At 72.0% G+C, this 18,841-nt stretch carries 13 protein-coding genes; 8 read left to right on the top strand and 5 right to left on the bottom strand.

Translation table 11 applies throughout. The annotated features are described in order from the left end of the window. Nucleotides 1-40: 40 nt before the first annotated feature. Nucleotides 41-4,045: an ATP-binding protein gene (locus WME83_RS13745; protein WP_437319732.1), complete on the bottom strand. Its 4,005-nt coding sequence runs from the start codon at nt 4,043-4,045 to the stop codon at nt 41-43. A gap of 459 nt (nt 4,046-4,504) precedes the next feature. Between WME83_RS13745 and WME83_RS13750 the strand changes: the two genes are divergently transcribed. From WME83_RS13750 to ureG, 7 genes are read left to right on the top strand one after another with little or no spacing between them, the layout of a single operon-like run. Next, nucleotides 4,505-5,359 carry an urease accessory protein UreD gene (locus WME83_RS13750; protein WP_437319733.1) on the top strand — a complete coding sequence of 285 codons (855 nt, stop codon included), beginning with the start codon at nt 4,505-4,507 and terminating at the stop codon, nt 5,357-5,359. Nucleotides 5,360-5,369: 10 nt separating this feature from the next. Then, nucleotides 5,370-5,720, top strand: coding sequence for an urease subunit gamma (locus tag WME83_RS13755; protein ID WP_437319734.1), 351 nt, complete (start codon nt 5,370-5,372; stop codon nt 5,718-5,720). Between the two features lie 18 nt (nt 5,721-5,738). Next, nucleotides 5,739-6,050 (top strand): urease subunit beta, encoded by a 312-nt coding sequence (locus WME83_RS13760; protein ID WP_437319735.1) that lies wholly within the window; start codon nt 5,739-5,741, stop codon nt 6,048-6,050. Nucleotides 6,051-6,062: 12 nt separating this feature from the next. Continuing rightward, complete coding sequence (gene ureC, locus WME83_RS13765) at nt 6,063-7,784, top strand: urease subunit alpha (RefSeq protein WP_437319736.1); 1,722 nt, start codon at nt 6,063-6,065, stop codon at nt 7,782-7,784. A 1-nt stretch (nt 7,785) separates the two neighbouring features. Beyond that, the gene (locus WME83_RS13770) at nt 7,786-8,469 is read left to right on the top strand and encodes an urease accessory protein UreE (protein WP_437319737.1); all 684 of its coding nucleotides are present in this window, start codon (nt 7,786-7,788) and stop codon (nt 8,467-8,469) included. A gap of 32 nt (nt 8,470-8,501) precedes the next feature. Continuing rightward, on the top strand, nt 8,502-9,146 hold the full coding sequence (locus WME83_RS13775) for an urease accessory protein UreF (RefSeq protein ID WP_437321997.1): 645 nt from the start codon (nt 8,502-8,504) through the stop codon (nt 9,144-9,146). Then, complete coding sequence (gene ureG / locus WME83_RS13780; protein WP_437319738.1) at nt 9,143-9,787, top strand: urease accessory protein UreG; 645 nt, start codon at nt 9,143-9,145, stop codon at nt 9,785-9,787. The genes WME83_RS13775 and ureG overlap by 4 nt, the downstream gene beginning before the upstream one ends. Before the next feature lie 173 nt (nt 9,788-9,960). Here ureG and WME83_RS13785 read toward each other — a convergent pair whose 3' ends face one another. The 3 genes from WME83_RS13785 to WME83_RS13795 form a co-directional block, all read right to left on the bottom strand. After that, a complete protein-coding gene (locus WME83_RS13785) occupies nt 9,961-11,544 on the bottom strand; it encodes a carboxylesterase/lipase family protein (RefSeq protein ID WP_437319739.1) in 1,584 nt (527 codons plus the stop codon). Nucleotides 11,545-11,916: 372 nt separating this feature from the next. After that, on the bottom strand, nt 11,917-12,435 hold the full coding sequence (locus tag WME83_RS13790) for a peptidylprolyl isomerase (protein ID WP_437319740.1): 519 nt from the start codon (nt 12,433-12,435) through the stop codon (nt 11,917-11,919). Nucleotides 12,436-12,651: 216 nt separating this feature from the next. Next, nucleotides 12,652-13,848: a lipase family protein gene (locus WME83_RS13795; protein ID WP_437319741.1), complete on the bottom strand. Its 1,197-nt coding sequence runs from the start codon at nt 13,846-13,848 to the stop codon at nt 12,652-12,654. Nucleotides 13,849-14,245: 397 nt separating this feature from the next. Between WME83_RS13795 and WME83_RS13800 the strand changes: the two genes are divergently transcribed. Beyond that, a complete protein-coding gene (locus WME83_RS13800) occupies nt 14,246-16,618 on the top strand; it encodes a hypothetical protein (RefSeq protein WP_437319742.1) in 2,373 nt (790 codons plus the stop codon). 187 nt (nt 16,619-16,805) lie between these two features. Here WME83_RS13800 and WME83_RS13805 read toward each other — a convergent pair whose 3' ends face one another. Continuing rightward, nucleotides 16,806-18,839, bottom strand: coding sequence for a WD40 repeat domain-containing protein (locus WME83_RS13805; protein WP_437319743.1), 2,034 nt, complete (start codon nt 18,837-18,839; stop codon nt 16,806-16,808). Nucleotides 18,840-18,841 lie beyond the last annotated feature (2 nt).

Raw genomic sequence — 18,841 nt, forward strand, 5'->3', positions numbered from 1 at the left:
AAGGAGAGGTCCTCGCCGGAGCGCGAAGACCTGCGGATCGTCAGACGTCCCCGGACCTCACGCGCTCCTCGGCGCCGCCCTCAGCGCGCGCCGGCGGCTCGCCGCGCGCAGCCAGCCGCGCGCCGAGCTCGTGGATCCGGAACTCGTCGGCCAGCCCGCGCACCTCCCGGAGCCAGGGCGCGAGCCGCGGCTCCTCCGCTTCGAGCGCGGCGAGGCGCTGCACGAGATCCGGGATGCGACCCCGGTCGACGAGCTCGGCGAGCCGCGCGAGCTCCTCCGGCGGCGGCGGTACCAAAAGCTCACGAGGCGGCGCGCCGCCGCCACGACCACCGTCCACGCCGCGCGCGCCGTCGGGCGCCGCGCGGACCCAGGTGAGCGCGAGGCGGCGCTCCAGGAGAGCGAGCAGGGCGCCGAGCTCGATCGGCTTCGGGAGGAAGCCGTCGCAGCCGGCGGCCGCGCTGCGCGCGCGCTCGGGCGCCTCGACGCTGGCCGACGTGGCCAGGATCGGCACATCCGCCAGCCCGGGGAGCCGGCGGATGCGGCGCGCGGCCTCGTCGCCGCCGAGGTCGGGCATGCGCAGATCCATCAGCACGAGGTCCGGCCTGCGCCCGGCCGCGAGCGCGACCGCCGCCCCTCCGCCCGCGGCCTCCAGGACCTCGAAGCCGAGCGGGGCGAGCGCGTCCCGTAGGAAGGCGCGGTTGTCCTCGTGGTCGTCGACGACGAGGATCGACCGGCGCGCTCCCTCGTAGCCCCTGATCGCCTCGGCCCCGCGCCGCTCGCCCGCCGCCGATTCGCCGGAGAGGACGGGGAGATCGAGCGCCACCGTGAAGGCGCTGCCCTCGCCGGGCGCGCTCTCCACGTCGACGCGGCCGCCCATCTGGTCGACGATGCGGCGCGTGATCGCGAGCCCCAGGCCCGCGCCCTCGCCCTGCGCGCGCCGCTCGCCGGCCTGCTCGAACGGCTCGAAGATGCGCGCGCGATCCGCCGGCGCGATGCCGGGGCCGGTGTCCTCGACGCGGAGCACGACGCCGCCGCGCGCGTGCCCGTCGCGCGGCGCGACCCGGAAGGTCACCCGCCCCGCGCGCGTGAATTTGATGGCGTTGCCGAGCAGGTTGAGGAGCACCTGCGTGAGCCGCTTCTCGTCGACCCGGACCCACGCCGGCGTGCCCTCCGCGACCTCGAGCTCGAACGCGAGCCCCTTCTGCGCCGCCCGCACCTTGCACAGCTCCGCGACCGTCCGCGCGAGCGACGGCAGGTGGACGTCCGCCGGCGCGAGATCCATCCGGCCGGCCTCGATGCGGGCGAGATCGAGGACGTCGTCGATCAGCGTCAGCAGGTGCTCGCCCGACCGGCGCACCACGTCGACGCTCCGCCGATCCTCGGCGACAAGGCGCCCGGAGCGCTGGAGGAGCTGCGCGTACCCGAGGATGCCGTTGAGCGGGGTGCGCAGCTCGTGGCTGATGCTCGCGAGGAAGGTGGTCTTCGCCTGGTTCGCAGCGTCCGCGGCGTCCTTGGCGGCCTTGAGCTCGGCCGTGCGCTGCTCGACAAGGAGCTCGAGCTCGCGCGTGCGCCTCCGGAGCGCCCGGAGCCGCAGGCGCACGCCGGCGTAGGCGAGCGCGGACAGGGCCGCCGCATAGCCGAGGTACGCCCAGGCGGTGCGCCACGGCGCGGGCTGGACGCGGAAGGCGACGGTCGCGGGGCCGGCCACGTTGCCGGCGTGATCGCGGCCCCAGACCTGGAAGGTGTACGCGCCGGGCGCGAGGTTCGTGTAGCGCGCGCTCGCGTCCGCGCCCCACGCGCTCGGCGCCACGTCAAAGCCGACGAGCTGGGCGCGGTAGCGCGTGCTGCGCTCGTGGAAGAGGCTCAGGAGCGCGTACTCGAACGCGACGGTGTTCTCGTCCCAGGCGAGCGACGCGCCCGGCGAGAGGGCGAGCGCGCCGCGCGGACGTTGCGCGCGCGCGTCGAGCGCGAGCGGCTTCGGCGCGACGTCCGGGACCTCCTCGGCCGGATCGAGCACCGCCACCCCGCCGGTCGTGCCCGCCCAGACGCGGCCCTGGCCGTCGATGAACGAGCCGTTCTGGTTGCACTCGTCGCTCGGCAGCCCATCGTCGGCGGTGAAGGTGTACGCGGCGAGCTCGGCGGGGTCGTCGGGCGTCGGCGCGCGCGGGGTGAAGCGGGTGACGCCGCGGTCGGTGAAGGCGTAAATCCGGCCCTGCGCGTCCGCGCGCACGCCGTAGACGATGCCGTCCGGCAGCGCCGGCCGGCTCCGCTCGTTCAGCGGCTCGAGCCACGCCTCCGCGTCGAGGTCGTAGCGCGAGATCCCGCCCTGGGTGCCGATCCAGAGCGCCCGCGCGCCGCGCGCGCCCCGGATCTCGGCGAGCGCGGCGACCGCGTTCGAGGCGAGCGGCGCGTCCGCGGCCGTGTAGCTCTGCCATCGCCCGTCCCGCAGGCGCGACAGCCCCTTCATGGTGCCGAACCAGGTGGAGACCTTCCCGCCCGGGCCGACGGTCTCGAGGACGCCGGTCACGTGATCGTCCGCGAGCGGCACCTGCGCCCTCGTGAACACCTGCCACGCGCCGTCCGCCTCGAGGCGCGCGGCCCCGCCGACCGTGCCGACCCAGAGCGCGCGCCCGTCCAGCGACTCCGACAGCCACCGGATGCCGTCGTGAGGGAGCGGGGAGCTCTGCGCCGTGTACGTGGTGAGCTGCCCGCCGGCCCAGCGGTGGAGCCCGGTGGTGTCGCTGCCGAGCCAGACCACCCCGGGCTCGCGCGCCGACGGAAGGAGGAAGGTCAGGAGGTCGCCGAGCTTGCCGGCGAGCTCGGGCGCGTCGAGCGGCGCGAAGCCATGCCCGGAGGAGCGCACCACGGCGTCGTTCATGGCCACCCAGAGCTCGGGCGGGCCCCCCTCTGCGCCCGGCGCGCGCACCTCGGCGATGGCGGTGATGCTGCCGGACAGGCCCGCGTTCCGCTGCGTGAACCCCACCCACCCGTCGTGCCGCAGGCGCGCGAGGCCGCCGGCGTTCGTGCCGATCCAGAGCGTGCGGCCGCCGTGCGCCGCGCCGGCCGCCGCGAGCGCCATCACGTGGTCGTCCGGCAGCGTCGAGCTCGCCTTGGTCAGAGCCGTCCACGTGCCGCCCTGGAGCCGCGCGAGGCCGCCGCCGTACGTGCCGGCCCAGAGCGTCCGCGCGCCCGTGCCGCTCACGGTCTCGGCGAGCGCCCGCACGGGCTGCGAGAGCTCGGGCACGCTCGCGGGGGTGAAGCTCTCCCACCGCCCATCCGCGAGCCGGGCGACGCCGCCCCTCGTGCCCGCCCAGAGCACGCGGCTCCCCGCCTCCCCGGAGGTCTCGAGGAGGCTCATGACCACGTTGCTGGGCAACCCGTCGGCGGTGCTCGCGAAGCGGGCGCAGCCCCGGGCGTCGCAGCGGAAGATGCCGTCGCCGGTGCCAGCCCAGAGCCCCTGCGCCCCGCCGGGGCTCGTGGCCGCGTGGAGCGAGCGGACGTCCGGGTGCTCGAACCCGGGCCCCAGGTCGACCCGCGTCCACCGCTCGCCGTCGAGCCGGTAGAGGCCGTCGATCGTCCCGACCCAGACCGCGCGCCCTCCTTCCGTGGGCGCCTCGAGGAGCGTCCGGATCGGCTTTTCGGCGGTGAGCCCCTCGGCGGCCCCGAAGCGCGTGAAGCGCCCCGCGGCGTAGCGGATGACCTGGCCGGTCATCATCCCGAACCAGACCGCGCCGTCCTGCCCCACCGCGATCCCCTGCACCCAGCTCGACCCCCCGCCGGTCGGCAGGGGGAGGGGCGTGAAGCGGCGCCCGTCGTAGGAAGCGGCGCCGTTCTGGGTGCCGATCCACAGCCGGCCGCCGGGCTCGAAGGCGATCGCGTTGATGGTGATCTGGGGGATGCCGTCCTCCACGTCGAAGACGCGCATCGCCGGCACGCCGCGCGCCCGGAGGTCGGCCGCGGCGGGCGCGGGCGCGAGGGCCACGCCGAGGCCGAGCGCGAGGGCGACGCGCAGGCGCCCGCAGGGGAAGGAGGATTGGCCGAGCATGCCGGCCGCACTCTAGACGAGATCGCGGCGACGGATCGGGCCCCTCGAGGTGTCGCCCGAGCTCATCCCTGGTTTCACGAGAGAATGAGAGAATGAGCCACAGAGGCACAGACGGAAGAGAGAGAAAGGCTATTTCTCTCTCTCTTCTGTGCCCTCTGTGCCTCTGTGGCTCAAATTCTTCTCCATCGCGGAGCCGGAGATGACAGGACCGTGACCGGGCCGCTACACGACGGACATCCGGCTCGATCCTCGACCTCCTGACGCCAGAGCACCGGCTGCGCGTCGCACGTCGTCGCGAGCGCGAGCCCCGCATGCGCACGGCTGGCCCGCTCGCCGAGAGAGGCGACCTGCATCGGACCAAAGTCCTATGGACAGCGCTGCATCGGCTGGAGTACAAGCCCGAGGCCGGATCGGCGAGCGGCGAGGCGGGGCACTTTGCACGATCGACAGGGGCTCTCATTGGCTGATCCGACGGACTACCCCGAGCGCCGCCTGGGGCTGCAGCGGGACAACGGGTTTCTCGAGGTCCGCTTCGAGCGGCACGATCGCACGAGGCCGGTGCACGTCGCGCACCGCTCCCCGTGCCGCATGCTCTTCCCGCGGCAAGAGCCGGACGAGCCGCTGCTCGGGGTGTTCATCACGACCTCCGGCGGGACGGCCGGCGGCGATGTCCTCCGGGTCTCCATCGAGGCATCCCGCGGCGCCACGGCCACCGTGACGAGCCAGGCCGCCGAGAAGATCTATCCCTCGCTCGGCGCCCCGAGCCGGCTGTCGCTCGCGCTCCGCGTGGAGGAAGGCGCCGAGCTCGAGTGGCTGCCCCAGGAGACGATCCTGTTCGACAGCGCCCGTCTCGAGCGGCGCGTCGAGCTCGACGTCGCGCCCGGCGGGAGCCTCCTGGCGCTGGATCTCGTCGTCTTCGGCCGGCTGGCGCGGGGCGAGCGCTTCACGGCCGGCGCGCTGCACGACGTGTGGCGCGTCCGGCGCGGAGGGCGGCTCACGTGGGCGGACGCGCTCGACCTCTCGGGCGACGTCGCCGCGCAGATCGCGAATCCCGCGGGCTTCGGCGGCGCTACGGCGGCGGGGCTCCTGCTGCTCGTCGCCGACGACGCGGCGGCGTGGGTCGACGAGGCGCGCGCGCGGCTCTCGCGGGGGTCGTCCCGCGCGGGCGTCACGCTCGTCGGCGGGGCGCTCGTGGCCCGGGCGCTCGGCGCGGAGCCGGCGCACGTGCGGCGCGATCTCGCCGATCTGGTCTCGTGGCTCAGGGCGGCGCGCTCGGGGCACCCGGCGCGCATGCCGCGTTTCTGGTCGATCTGAGGAGGAGTCGATGAATCTCACCCCGCGAGAGAAGGACAAACTGCTCATCTCCATGGCGGCGATGGTCGCGCGCCGGCGGCTGGAGCGCGGCGTCAAGCTCAATTACCCGGAGGCGATCGCGCTCATCTCCGACTTCGTGATGGAGGGCGCCCGCGACGGCCATTCCGTGGAGGATCTGATGCGCAGGGGCGCGCGGGTGGTCTTCCTCGAAGACGTGATGGAGGGCGTCGCCGAGATGATCCACGACGTCCAGGTCGAGGCGACGTTTCCCGACGGCACGAAGCTCGTCACGGTCCACAACCCGATCGGCCCGCGGCTCGGGGTCATGTCGGCCCCCCAGGACGAGCACGACAAGCCGTAGAGGCGAGGAGGAGGTCCCATGATCCCCGGAGAGATCATCAGCAGAAGAAAAGACCTGATCGTGCTCAACGAAGGCAGGCCGAGCGCGACGGTCACCGTCAAGAACACCGGGGATCGTCCGATCCAGGTGGGCAGCCATTACCACTTCTTCGAGGTCAACGGGGCGCTCGAGTTCGACCGCGACAGGGCCCGCGGCATGCGGCTCGACATCCCGGCCGGCACGGCGAGGCGCTTCGAGCCGGGCCAGACGTACGAGGACGTGCCCCTGGTGGCCTACGGCGGCGACCGTGCCGCCGTGGGGTTTCAGGGGAAGATCAACGGTTCACTCTAGGAGACCCGGGCGATGGCTTCCACGATCACTCCCTTCAACTACGCGAGCCTGTACGGCCCGACCGTCGGCGACAAGGTGAGGCTCGCCGACACCGAGCTCTTCATCGAGGTCGAGCGAGACCTCACGGCTCTCCACGGATACGGAGAGGAGGTCACGTTCGGCGGCGGCAAGGTCATCCGCGACGGCATGGGCCAGTCCCAGCGGACGCAGGCCGAGGGCGCCGTCGACACGGTGATCGTGAACGCCGTCATCCTCGACCACTGGGGCATCGTCAAGGCGGACATCGGCCTCAAGGACGGCCGGATCGCCGCCATCGGCAAGGCCGGCAACCCCGATGTGCAGGACGGCGTCACCATCGTCATCGGCCCCGGCACCGAGGTGATCGCGGGCGCCGGGAAGATCGTCACCGCCGGCGGCATCGACACGCACGTCCACTTCATCTGCCCGCAGCTCGTCGAGGAGGCGCTCTGCTCGGGCCTGACCACGCTGATGGGCGGGGGCACCGGGCCGGCGGCGGGCACGACCGCGACGACGTGCACGCCCGGCCGCTTCCACCTCCGGCGCATGCTCCAGGCCGCCGAGGCGCTGCCGGTCAACATCGGCCTGTTCGGCAAGGGGAACACGAGCCGGCCCGCCGGCCTCATCGAGCAGATCGAGGCTGGCGCCTGCGGGCTGAAGCTCCATGAAGACTGGGGCACCACGCCCTCGGCCGTCGACAACTGCCTCTCCGTGGCCGACGCGTACGACGTCCAGGTGGCGCTCCACTCCGACACGCTGAACGAGAGCGGCTTCATCCAGGACACGATCCGGGCCTTCAAGGGCCGGACGATCCACTCGTTCCACACCGAGGGGGCCGGGGGCGGCCACGCGCCCGACGTCATCACGCTGGCCGGGGTGCCCAACGTGCTGCCGGCGTCCACGAACCCGACCCGGCCGTTCACCAAGAACACGGTGGCCGAGCACCTCGACATGCTCATGGTCTGTCATCACCTCAAGAAGGACATCCCGGAGGACGTGAAGTTCGCCGAGAGCCGCATCCGGAAGGAGACGATCGCCGCCGAGGACATCCTGCACGACCTCGGCGCCATCTCGATCATGTCGAGCGACAGCCAGGCGATGGGGCGCATCGGCGAGGTCGTGCTGCGGACCTGGCAGACCGCCGACAAGATGAAGCGCCAGCGCGGCAAGCTGCCGGAGGAGACGCAGGACAACGACAACTTCCGCGCCAAGCGGTATGTCGCGAAATACACCATCAACCCGGCCATCGCCCAGGGGGTCAGCCGGCACATCGGCTCGGTCGAGGTCGGCAAGCTCGCCGATCTCGTGATCTGGTCGCCGGCGTTCTTCGGGGTCAAGCCGGACATGGTGCTCAAGGGCGGCTCGATCTCCATGGCGCTCATGGGCGAGCCCAACGCCGCGATCCCGACGCCGCAGCCCGTGCACTACCGGCCGATGTACGCGGCCTATGGCCGGAGCGCGATCGAGAGCTCGGTCCTGTTCGTCAGCCAGGCGTCGCTCGCGCGCGGGGTCGGGGCGGCCGCGGGGCTGTCGCGCCCGCTCGTCGCGGTGGAGAACACCCGGTCCGGGATCTCGAAGGCGAGCATGATCCACAACAGCGCCACGCCGCGCATCGAGGTCGACCCGGAGCGCTACACGGTGAAGGCCGACGGCGAGCTGCTCACCTGCGAGCCGGCGGAGGTGCTCCCCATGGCCCAGCGCTACTTCCTGTTCTGACATGCGACGCGCCATCCACGTCATCCCCCGCGGGAGCACCCCAGAGACCGCCGCCGAGGCGCGCGTGACGCTCGACTACGACGACCGCCACCGCCGGCGGATCCGGCTCGCGACCGACGCGGGGTGGGAGTTCCTGCTCGACCTGCCGGAGGCGACCGTGCTCGGCGACGGGGACGGCCTTCGCCTCGAGGACGGCGGCTGGCTCCTGGTCCGCGCGGCGGACGAGGAGCTCGTCGCGGTCACGTGCCGCGAGGCCGCGGACCTGCCGCGCATCGCCTGGCACATCGGCAACCGTCATATCCCGGCCGCCTTCGACGGCGCGCGGATCCTCATCCGGTACGATCACGTGATCGTCGACATGGTCCGGGGGCTCGGCGCCGAGGCGACGCCGCTCCGCGCGCCGTTCACGCCGGAGCGCGGCGCGTACGACCAGAAGGCGCCGCACGGGCATGGGCACCCGCATGCTCACGAGCATGGGCATTCCCATGGGCACGGGCACGCTCATGCTCACGAGCATGAGCACACGCACGAGCATGACCATGCCCACGCTCACGATCATGGGCACTCCCATGCTCACGATCATGGGCACTCCCATGCTCACGAGCATTCGCACGACCATGATCACGGGCACGCTCACGAGCATGGACACGGGCATCCGCACGATCACGGACGCGGACACGGGTGACCTCCGTGGGCGATGACGCGCTCTATCGCCTGATGAGCTGGATGTCGCCGGCCTACCCGGTCGGCGGCTTCAGCTACAGCCACGGCCTGGAGTGGGCGGTCGAGGCGGGCCTCTTGAGCACGGCCGAGCAGCTCCGGGCCTGGGTCGCGGCGATCCTCGGCGAGGGCTCTGGCCGGGTCGACGCGGCCCTCCTCGCGGCGGCCTACCGCGCGGAGCACGACCGGGAGCTCGACGAGGTGGCCGAGCTCGGGGCGGCGCTCCGGGGCACCCGCGAGCTCGCGCTGGAGAGCGCGCAGCAGGGGGCCGCGTTCCTCGCCATCACGCGCGCCGCCTGGCCGCACCCGCGCCTCGACGCCTTCGCGGCGCGCCACGCCGGCGAGGCGCCGTTCCCGGTCGCGGTCGGGCTCGCCGCGGCCGCGCACGGCGTCCCGCTCGATCCGGCGCTGACGGCGTACCTGCACGCCTTCGGCTCCAGCCTTGTCTCGGCGGGCATCCGCCTGGTCCCGCTCGGCCAGACGGACGGCCAGCGCGTCGTGGCGGCGCTCCAGCCGGTCATCGTCGCCGCCGCCCGGCGCGCCCGCGACACGCCGCTCGACCGCATCGGCGCCGCGACGCCGGGGGTCGATCTCTCGTCGATGCACCACGAAACCCAACACACGAGGTTGTTTCGATCATGACAGCAAGCACTCACGGTCCCCTCCGCGTCGGTATCGGAGGGCCGGTCGGCTCCGGCAAGACGGCGCTCGTCGATCGCCTCTGCAAGCGCATGCGCGACGAGTGGCGCGTCGCCGTGGTCACCAACGACATCTACACGAAGGAAGACGCCGAGTTCCTGACCCGCTCGGGCGCGCTCAGCCCCGAGCGCATCGTCGGCGTCGAGACCGGCGGCTGCCCCCACACCGCGATCCGCGAGGACGCCTCGATCAACCTGGCGGCCGTCCGCGAGATCGCGCAGCGCCTCGCCCCGCTCGACCTCGTGTTCGTCGAGTCCGGCGGGGACAACCTGGCGGCGACCTTCTCGCCGGAGCTCGCCGATCTGACCCTCTATGTCATCGACGTGTCGGCCGGCGACAAGATCCCGCGCAAGGGCGGCCCCGGGATCACCCGGTCGGACCTGCTCATCATCAACAAGATCGATCTCGCGCCCATGGTCGGCGCCAGCCTCGAGGTGATGGACCGCGACGCCCGCAAGATGCGGGGCGAGAGGCCGTTCCTCTTCACGAACCTCAAGGAGAACAAGGGCGTCGAGGAGATCGCCGCCTTCATCGTCAAGAAGGGCGGCCTCGAGCCCAAGAGCCTCGCCTCCGCCGGCGGCTGAAGGGCGAGCGAGAAATCAACCGCCAAGGCGCCAAGGACGCCAAGATAGGATGTCTTCTTGGCGTTCTTGGCGGTTCGAGGTCCGCGACGTCCTTCATCCCGATCTCGTGGACGTCATGCTGGACCGGCGCCGAGCGCAGCGCGGGAGCGAGTCAGCGAGGGCTGGCGAGCCCCCTACCGCTGCCCGCCGCCCGAGCCGGCGCCCGCCGCGAGCGCCGCCTCGAGCTTCGGGTACTGCGCGATGAGCGCGTCGAGGCGCACCTTCCTGAAGTCGTACGCGACCTCGATCGTCTCGCCGAGCTTCAGGGTCTTGTCCCGCATGAGCAACCCCCCCGTCTCGTGCTTGGGCCACGCCACGTCGCCCTCCGGCGTACCCTTGCTCGCGAAGGAGAACCAGTACTTGCTGACCTTCTCGGACATCGTCCGATCCGCCGCGGTGAACCTGGGCTTGATGCCCCCGAACGGGAACATCATCTCGCCGCCGTGCGGGACGCCGTGGGGCTGGTCTTGGCGGTCCCCCTCGGGCACGTAGCTGAAGTAGTACCACCGCGTCTCGGCCGCCTTCGAGTGCTTGTCCGCGAGCCACCGGGCCTGCGCGGTGAACAGCATGTCGCGCAGCACCAGGCCGGCGAAGCGGCTCGGGTCCTTGAGGTCCTCCTCGGTCACCTCGGGGTCGCTGCGGTAAAGACCCTTGAGCTGTTCCAGCGCGTTTTCGGCGTCCTCGCCTCCCGCGTCGATGATCATCTGCATGATTTCCGCCGGATTCATGCCGAACGCGTCGAGGACGCTCGCCTCGTCGCTGTTGGTGCCGACGATGAGCGGCTTCTTCGCCTGCTCGCCGGCCTCGAAGGTGGCCCTGAGCCCCGTCGGCAGGACCGTGTCGCCGCGCACCGGGCTCGGCCCCAGGAACGGCACCTGCCCGCGCGGGTTCTCCGGGGTCGGCATGAACTTCTCGCTGAACTTCTCGGCCGGCACCGCCCGCAGCTCCTCGGCCGTGGCCTGCGCGCCATTGAGCCCGAACAGCCCGGAGGCGACCTTCACGCCGAGCTCCGACGCCTTCACCCGGGTCTGCTCCGGGATCGCGTAGGGGCTCTGCGCGATGCCCTTGTGGAACAGGGCCGGGCTCCTGTCCCTCGAGAGCGGGGAGGCGAACAGGGCGAGGACGCTCTCGGCCCCCGCCGACTGACCGAAGATCGTGACATTGCCAGGGTCGCCGCCGAACGCCGCGATGTTGCGCTGCACCCATTCCAGCACGGCGATCTGATCGAGCAGGCCGAAGTTGACCGGCCCGAGCTCCCGGTCCAGGCCCGGATGGGCGAAGAACCCGAGGAGGCCCACGCGGTAGTTGAAGGTCACCACCACCGCGCCCTGCCTGGCCAGCCGACCCCCGCCGTAGATCTTGTCGCTGCCGACGCCGATCTTGAAGGCGCCGCCGTGGATCCACACCATGACGGGCTTGAGCGCGCCGGGGTCCACGCCGCTCGTCCAGACGTTGAGGTAAAGGCAATCCTCGCTCTGCGGCCCCACGCTGCCCGCGCCATCCATCGAGGGATAGGTGGGCTGGAGGCAGGCCATGCCGAAGGCGTCGGCCTTGCGGGTCTCCTCCCAGCGCTCGACCGGCTGGGGCGCCTTCCAGCGCAGGTCGCCCACGGGCGGCCTGGCGTACGGGATGCCCTTGAACACGAGGATCTCGCTCTCGACGACGCCCTGGACCGGGCCCTCTACCGTGTTGATGATCGGCGTGCTGTTGCTCGTCATGGACTCGCCTCCTTGGAATTCGATGGTTGCTCGTCTGGCGCGTCGAGGCGCGCTCCCGTGAAAGCTGGGGAGATGGCCCGCGCGCGCCGCGGCCCGGCGGAGCGCACGTCCCGGGCGGCAGCGCGCTCAAGGGCGCGATCCCTGCATGGGAATCGATGCCTCCGCGCACCGTCGCGCGGCCCGCTGGATCTAGTCCCGGGAGCTGGGATCGCGCCATGGGACCTTGGTCCCATAGGCGCGTCGCAGGCAGACGATGTGGGGTGTCGGGAAGGGCTGGCCCACGAGGCGCTGCGAGAGCGCGGAGCCGGCGCCGAGCCTCGGGGATGGGGGGGATGGGGCGGGAGGCGCGCGCCGCGGCTGCGGCCGCGCGGATCAGGAGTCCTGCACGACGACGCGGTTCATGCGGATCGGGGTCACGGGCCGATCGCTCCCGTCGGTGGGCGACTTCTCGATCTTGTGCACGACGTCCATGCCCTCGATCACGCGGCCGAACACGGGGTGCTTCGAGGGGCCGGGCGTGAACCAGTCGAGGTAGGCGTTGTGGACCGTGTTGATGAAGAACTGGCACGATCCGCTGTTGGGGGCGCCCGTGTTGGCCATGGAGAGCGTGCCGGGCTCGTTCGAGAGCTTGGCGCCGGCCGGGTGCTCGTCCTTGATGCAGCCGTCGGGCCCGTCGCCCGTGCCCGCCAGCCGGCTCTTCGGATCGCGGCTGTGCGGGCAGCCGAACTGGAGCATGAAGCCGTCGATGACGCGGTGGAAGTGCAGCCCGTCGTAAAACCCGCTCTTCGCGAGCTTGAGGAAGTTTCCGGCGGTGACGGGCATCTTGTCGACGTACAGCTCGATCTTGATGTTGCCCAGGGAGGTCTCGAGGAGCGCGGTGGGGTTGGCCATGCGCGAGAGGGTAGGTGAAGACGCGCGCGGGCGGCAAGAGCGGGAAGCGCGCCACCCGCTGGCCCCGGAGCCTCCGCGGCCGGCATGAGCGCCCCTGCCCGCGCCGCCCGCGGCTCCTCGGCCGTGGCGCGCTGCCGCTCCGCCTGACAGCCCCGAGGCGCCTCGACGCCGGGCCGGCTCGTGCTCGGCGCGGCCGCCCGCGGGCCGTCCAGGCCGCTACCGGGGGCTGGCCGTCGGCGCCTCCGGCGCGGCGTCGGCGAACCGCTCCTCCAGCCACCTCGTCAGGCTGGGGAGGTCCGTGTCCATCAGGCCGAAGTGGAAGCCGAGCTCGACCGGATCGTGCGTCGCCGAGACCTCTTCGTACTCCTTGTAGGTCACGTTGACGGGGCCGTTCAGCGCGGCGAGCTGGTGGTGGAGCGTCCTCGTGAAGTCCGCCCGGATGCGTTGATCCTTCGCGCCCTGGGAGATCCGGATCGGGGCGAGGATGCGGAGGGCGGGGTTCATGAGCTCGAGCTGGTCGAAGAACGCCTTCTTGCTGGGGTTCGGCTCCGGGCGCAGCTGCTCGTTCCCCTTGAGCCCGCCCCAGGAGTCGTCCTTGGCCAGCTCGACGCGCGCCCGCTCGTGGATGTGGTGCCACACGCTGTAGGCCTTCACCGTGAGGAGCTCCTCCGGGTCGATGTTCGGGTTGCCGGCGATGGCGCCCGCCAGGAACAGCGCGGTGAAGGCGAAGCCCGGCTGCGCGTAGTCCAGGGTGGTGCCGGCGGCGACGAGGAGGTGGACCCCCGAGGCAGGGGCCATCGCCGCGACCCCGCGCAGGTCGAGATCGGGCGTCCAGATCGGGGCGTGGTGCGCGCCGAACAGCGCCGCCTGGCCGCCCTGCGAGTGGCCCACGATCGCCAGCTTCCTCGAGAGCTCCGCGGGGAAGAGCCGGCGCGCGGCGAGCGCGATGTCGAGGATGCCGTGCGCCTGGGACTCGCCGAGCAGGTACGGGTGCAGCCCGTCCGTGCCGAGCCCCTCGTAGTCGGTCATCGCCACGGCCCAGCCCCTGTCCAGGAACGCGCTGAGGAGCCCGTGCGGGTACTCGTTCCAGGGGTGCGCCGGCGACGTGATCGTGTCGCGCGACGGCGCGCACGAGTCCGCGCAGCCCACCGTCCCGTGCGCCCAGCTCACGATCGGATAGCCGCCCTCCGGGGCGGGCTTGCGGGGCAGCGCGACGATGCCGGAGACCGCGATCGGCTTGCCGTGGACATCTCTCGAACGGTAGAGCACGAGCTGGTTGAGCCGCGCCGACGCGATCGCCGCCTCGCCCGAGAGCGGGCGGGACCAGATCACCTCGCCGTGCTCGCCCTCGAGCAGCGACGGTGGCGGATGGTAGAATGTGTCGTCCTCGGGGACTGTCACGCTGGTCGTCATGGCTTCCTCTCCAGGGCAAGTGAATCGATGCCTCCGCGCACCGTCGCGGGGCCGGCTGTTTGTCGCGGGCGGGCCGTTTGTAGAATCGAGCGCCGGGCCTCGCCATGGGACCTTGGTCCTAGGGAGGCCGTCGCGGCGCGCAGGGGTCAGGGGATCTCCCTTCCGGCGCGGGCGCATCTGGGCCTTACCGTTAGAGCTGCGTCGGCGATGGCTGCTCCCCGCACGTGCTTGGGGCCGTGGTGAGCGACCTCGCCTCTGCCCGCGCCGCGGCGCGGTCGACATCCTTCCACGATGGGTCTACTCCCCCATGCAACCCGCGTCGCGCGCGCGTCGCGTGCCGCGCGCTGGCTCGGCGATGAACGGGGATGGCACCGGCGGCATCCATGAGACCATGCACATGAAACGACTCGACCTTGTCGCGGCATCTCTCGTCGCTCTCCTCGGTTGCTCCGACGCGGGGGGAGGGGGCTCCGGCGGAGCTGCTCCCGGGACGGCGACCGGCGCGGAGGGCGGCATCGGCGGAGGTGGCGGCCTTGGCGGTGCTGGCGGCACCGGCGGTGGTGGCGGCCTCGGCGGCACCGGCGGCGGTGGCGGCCTCGGCGGTGATGGCGGCCTCGGCGGTGATGGCGGCCTCGGCGGTGGTGGCGGCACCGGCGGCACCGGCGGCACCGGCGGCCTCGGCGGTGATGGCGGCGCCGGCGGTGATGGCGGCCTCGGAGGCGCCGGCGGCACCGGCGGCGGTGGCGGCCTCGGCGGTGATGGCGGCGCCGGCGGTGATGGCGGCCTCGGCGGCGCCGGCGGCCTCGGCGGCGGTGGCGGCGCCGGCGGCTCCGGCGCCGCCCTGGGCCCGTGCGGCACTGGCCGCCTGGCGCTCGGCTCTCCGAATGCCTTTCTCGATCTCGGTCACCACAAAAGCCTCTCCCGGCTCTTCCTCTCCGGAAACCGCGTCCTGGGCTGGGACTACGATCGCTGGATCCTCTGGGATACGGACGCCCGCGCCGCGATCGCCGACGGCCACGCGCCGGGCGGCACCTTCTTCGATGATCCGATGTCAGGAGCCCCGCCGCGCGAGCTGCCGGGGGGCGTGGAGCTCCGCGGAGACATCGTGCTGATCCAGACGGACCCTCAGCACGCCTTCGAGCTGCGCAGCGCCGCCGACGGGTCCCTGCTGGCCTCCGTCACCGCGGAGTACGACGAGGCGGGGCTCGCGACCGACGGGAGCTACGTCTGGACGCGCAGGGATTCTGGCAACATCATCACCCTCTGGAGCACCGCGGGGGTCGAGCGCTGGTCCGTGGCGGCGAGCTACCATGGCGCCGTCTACGCGGCGCCGGACGCGCTGCGCATCGCAGCGACCAATCTGGGCGTCACCGTGCTCCCCGCCGACGGCTCGCCTCCCACGGTCACCCCCGCCTTCTCGGGCACGTTCCACGCCTGGTTCCAAGATGGAGAGCGGTTTCTCACCACCACCGGCACCACGGTGCGCGTGTACTCGAAGGCCGCGACCCAGGAGAGCATCGTCAACCTGCCGTCGACCCGTAATCTCGGGGGGACGCGCGACTACTTCTGGATCTTCGAGGACGACAGATCGGGCTACCCGCTCACGATCTATCGCGTCGGGGGCGGCGCCGGCCCGGCCGCCGAGTACGCCTACGGGAGCGAGTACAAGCTCGTGCCGAACGAGCGCGCGCTCGGCATGATCCGCGGAGAATGGCCGGAGCTCGACGTCATCGATCTGGGCGGCGCCGAGGTGACCCGGAGCGAGCACGACATGCCGATGATCGACAACACCAGCATCCACATCGACCAGGACCTGCGCTGGGTGGCCTCGAGCGCGTCCGGCGTGATCTCGCTGAAGGGCATCCTCGCCGATCCGGAGGATCCGGGGCTGCTCGGCTGCGGCAGGGTCACCGCCCTCGGAGGCGCTCGATCGGGGCATGCGGCCGTCGCGACGGGTTCGGGGAAGATCTTCATCTACGACACGGCCGCGCTCGACGCCGGGCCCTGGGCGGCCATCCCGTTCCTCACCGAAAAGGTGATGCTCTCGGCGGACGGCAGCCTGCTCGCGGCGCGTGCCTATGGCGCCCGGTCGAGCGTCGTGGACTACTCTCTCCGGCTCTTCTCCCTGCCGGACGGCGAGGAGCGCGCCTCGCTGTCGCGCGACGTGTGGGTGAGGGACTTCTCGATGTCCCTCGACGGCGCCGTGCTCGGTCGCACCTACTACTCGAGCACCACCATGCACGAGCGCATCGTGAGCGACTGGTCGGGCGAATCGGTGGTTTTCCAGGACACCAGGCGTGCGCCGACGCCGTTCGTCTCCCCCGACGGCCGCCACTTCGTCGTGACCGATGATCTCGCCGAGGATGGCTGCGGGTTCACGCAGATCTACGAGGGCAGCGCGCTCGTCAACGCGGTGCCCGGCTGCGCGGTCGGCTGGATCGACGATACCCGCGTGCTCGTCCAGACCTACGTCCAGGATCGCAACACGGCTCGCTGGAACTACAAGGCATCGACGATCTACGACGAGCTGGGCAACGTCGTCGGCACGCCGTCGCTGCCGAGGCTCCCCGTCCGCATCGAGTACAGCACCGAGGACTACTACGGGATTCAGCCGGTCTCGGCGACGGTCTTCTACTCGCGCGGCGACGGCGTCTTCTACGACATCGAGACGGGGGCGGCGGTCGCGACCTTCGGGGGGGTGCGGAACGCCGTCGCCGGCGCCTTTCTCGTCCACGGGTGCGGCTACAACGTCTGCGCGACGCCCTACTGAGCGGGTCGCCACGGCGGCGCGTGGGGGGGCCGCGCGCAGCAGGCGGCGGCGCGGCGGACCTGGTAGGCGCCTGTTCCGGGAGCGCGACACGGCGTAGGCGAGCGGGGCCGCGACGGCGACTTCGGCGGCGCTCCCCGGCTTCCTACGGAGCCCTCGACGACGAGGGGCCATCGTCGGCTACGCCGTCTCAGCGCGGCGGGGGAGCAGGAGAGGGAGACGCGGGGGAGTCACCGAGGCAATACACGCGCACGCCGGGGACCCCGCCCACGATGACGTGACGCGCGTCGGGGGAGAAGCTCACGTTCCCCATGTTCGCCTCGGCGAAGGAGTACAGGCGACGAACAGGCTCATGCTTCTCGATGTCGAAGATCGTGATCGTGCCCGTGTGGCCGGGTGTGAGGCCCCAGTTCGCCGCCGCGCTCGCCAGGTAGCGGCCGTCGGGCGAGAGGGCGATCTCGCCGTCGTGGATGTCGATGTCGCCCGCGCCGCCGCGGCTCCGCTCGAGGAACTCCTCGATCAGCTCGCCGGTCTCGAGGTCCCAGAAGCGGATGCTGCCCTGCTCGTCGGCGGTGGCGATGCGTTGATTGTCGGGGAAGAAGGCGAGCGTCCGCACCGGGTGCTCGTGGCCGACGAGCTCGTGGAGCACCTCGCGCGTCGCCGCGTCGTGGATGCGGACGGCGATGCCCGTGTACGTCGTGGGAATGGTGGAGTCGTCGCTCGCGGCAAACCCAGCGACCGCGATGAGCCTTTGATCCGGAGACCAGACCCAGGCTGTTTGATTGCCCTCGAAGCCGGGGAAGGTGGCGACGCGCGCGCCGGTCGCGGCGTCGAATACCCGGAAGATCCCCCTCGTGTTGGCGTCATGGGTGCCGAGCATCAGCGTGCCGTCGGGGGACATCCTGAGGTCTCCCGACCACTCGGGGTCCGAGGACGAGGTCGTGGGCAGGTCTTCGTCCGTCTCATAGGTGACGGTCCGCGTCGGATCGCCCTTCTCGAGGTCGTAGTAGCGACCGACGCCGTCATGGTTGATGAGCAGCTCGCCGGAAGGGTGGAAGGCGACGAGGTGCTGGTTGCCAGGCGGCCTCGGAAAGACGCGCAAGCGGACGCCCGTCTCGTAGTCCCACACCTCGGCGGGCTGCCCCACGCCCGCGAACGCGACGTAGGGTCGTGTCCTGTCCAGGTCGTGGCTCCAGACGAAGCCGTTGGCGAACCGCTCGTAGATGACCTCGCCCGAGCCGGTGTCGTAGATGTGGAGGCTCTGCGCCGCGACCGCGAGGCGCGAGCCGTCGGGGGACACGGCGAGCTGGCGCGGCGAGAACCCGGCGGGATACTCCATCTCGACCGCGCCGCCCTCGAGGGCGAGCCGCTCGATGTGGCTCGGGTGGGCGACGTAGACGGCGCCGGTGTCAGGGCCCAGCGCGAGGGCCTGCACGACGTCGCGCGCCCGCACCTCCGCGCGCTCCGGGATACCCTCCTTGGCCTCGAAGACGATCACGTCGTCGTCCTCGGCCCAAGCGAAGCGCGTCCCGTCGGGGGAGAAGGCGCCCACGCGGTCGCCGAAGGTCGTCTCCCCGACGAGCGTCCCGTCCCTGGCGTCGCGGAGCTGGGTGCCGCGGTCCTTGCCGAGAGCGAAGAGGCTGCCGCGCGGCGACGCGATCAGGGGCGCGACAGGGCCTTCGCCGACGTCGACCGACCAGCGCTCCTCCCAGGAGGCGGGGTCGAGCGCCTTGACGGTGCCGTCGCCGAACCCGACCAGGATGACGCCGCCCTCCTCGGAGCGGGCGAACGCGGTGATGCCGGCGATCGTCGGGCTCTCGGCGAGGCGCTTGCCGGACGGGGCGTCCCAGATTCGCACGACCTCGTCCTCTCCGAAGCTCGCGGCCACGCGGCCGTCCGACGAGAGAGCGGCGCCGTAGACCGTGCCGCGGTGATCCGCCGCGGTGCGCTCGACGGCCCACGTCCGCGTGTCGATCGCGCTCGTACCGAGCGTATCGCCGACGAGCAGGCGCTCGCCGTCGCCCGAGAAGTCGACGGTCATGGCGGCCGACGGGAGGTCGCGGCAGGGGGTGAGATCGAAGCCGCCATCGGGGTCGATTCCGCCACCGAGGCTGTCGCCGCCGGAGCCGCTCTCGCCCGGGTCAGCGGGGGGCTCGCCGGACTCGCCGCAGGCCGCGAGGATCGAGAAGAGAAGGATTGAAGATGCACCGAGAAGCTGTCTCATGG

Origin of the sequence: Sorangium sp. So ce385 (genome assembly GCF_051474135.1) — a bacterium.
Taxonomy (GTDB): domain Bacteria; phylum Myxococcota_A; class Polyangia; order Polyangiales; family Polyangiaceae; genus Sorangium; species Sorangium cellulosum_D.

Excerpts from the sequence above, each read along its gene's own strand:
- WME83_RS13755 (WP_437319734.1), top strand. The coding sequence starts at position 5,370 with ATGAATCTCACCCCGCGAGAGAAGGACAAACTGCTCATCTCCATGGCG.
- WME83_RS13745 (WP_437319732.1), bottom strand. The coding sequence starts at position 4,045 with ATGCTCGGCCAATCCTCCTTCCCCTGCGGGCGCCTGCGCGTCGCCCTC.
- WME83_RS13760 (WP_437319735.1), top strand. The coding sequence starts at position 5,739 with ATGATCCCCGGAGAGATCATCAGCAGAAGAAAAGACCTGATCGTGCTC.
- WME83_RS13775 (WP_437321997.1), top strand. The coding sequence starts at position 8,502 with ATGAGCTGGATGTCGCCGGCCTACCCGGTCGGCGGCTTCAGCTACAGC.
- ureC (WP_437319736.1), top strand. The coding sequence starts at position 6,063 with ATGGCTTCCACGATCACTCCCTTCAACTACGCGAGCCTGTACGGCCCG.
- WME83_RS13805 (WP_437319743.1), bottom strand. The coding sequence starts at position 18,839 with ATGAGACAGCTTCTCGGTGCATCTTCAATCCTTCTCTTCTCGATCCTC.
- WME83_RS13785 (WP_437319739.1), bottom strand. The coding sequence starts at position 11,544 with ATGACGAGCAACAGCACGCCGATCATCAACACGGTAGAGGGCCCGGTC.
- WME83_RS13800 (WP_437319742.1), top strand. The coding sequence starts at position 14,246 with ATGAAACGACTCGACCTTGTCGCGGCATCTCTCGTCGCTCTCCTCGGT.
- WME83_RS13770 (WP_437319737.1), top strand. The coding sequence starts at position 7,786 with ATGCGACGCGCCATCCACGTCATCCCCCGCGGGAGCACCCCAGAGACC.
- WME83_RS13790 (WP_437319740.1), bottom strand. The coding sequence starts at position 12,435 with ATGGCCAACCCCACCGCGCTCCTCGAGACCTCCCTGGGCAACATCAAG.
- WME83_RS13795 (WP_437319741.1), bottom strand. The coding sequence starts at position 13,848 with ATGACGACCAGCGTGACAGTCCCCGAGGACGACACATTCTACCATCCG.
- ureG (WP_437319738.1), top strand. The coding sequence starts at position 9,143 with ATGACAGCAAGCACTCACGGTCCCCTCCGCGTCGGTATCGGAGGGCCG.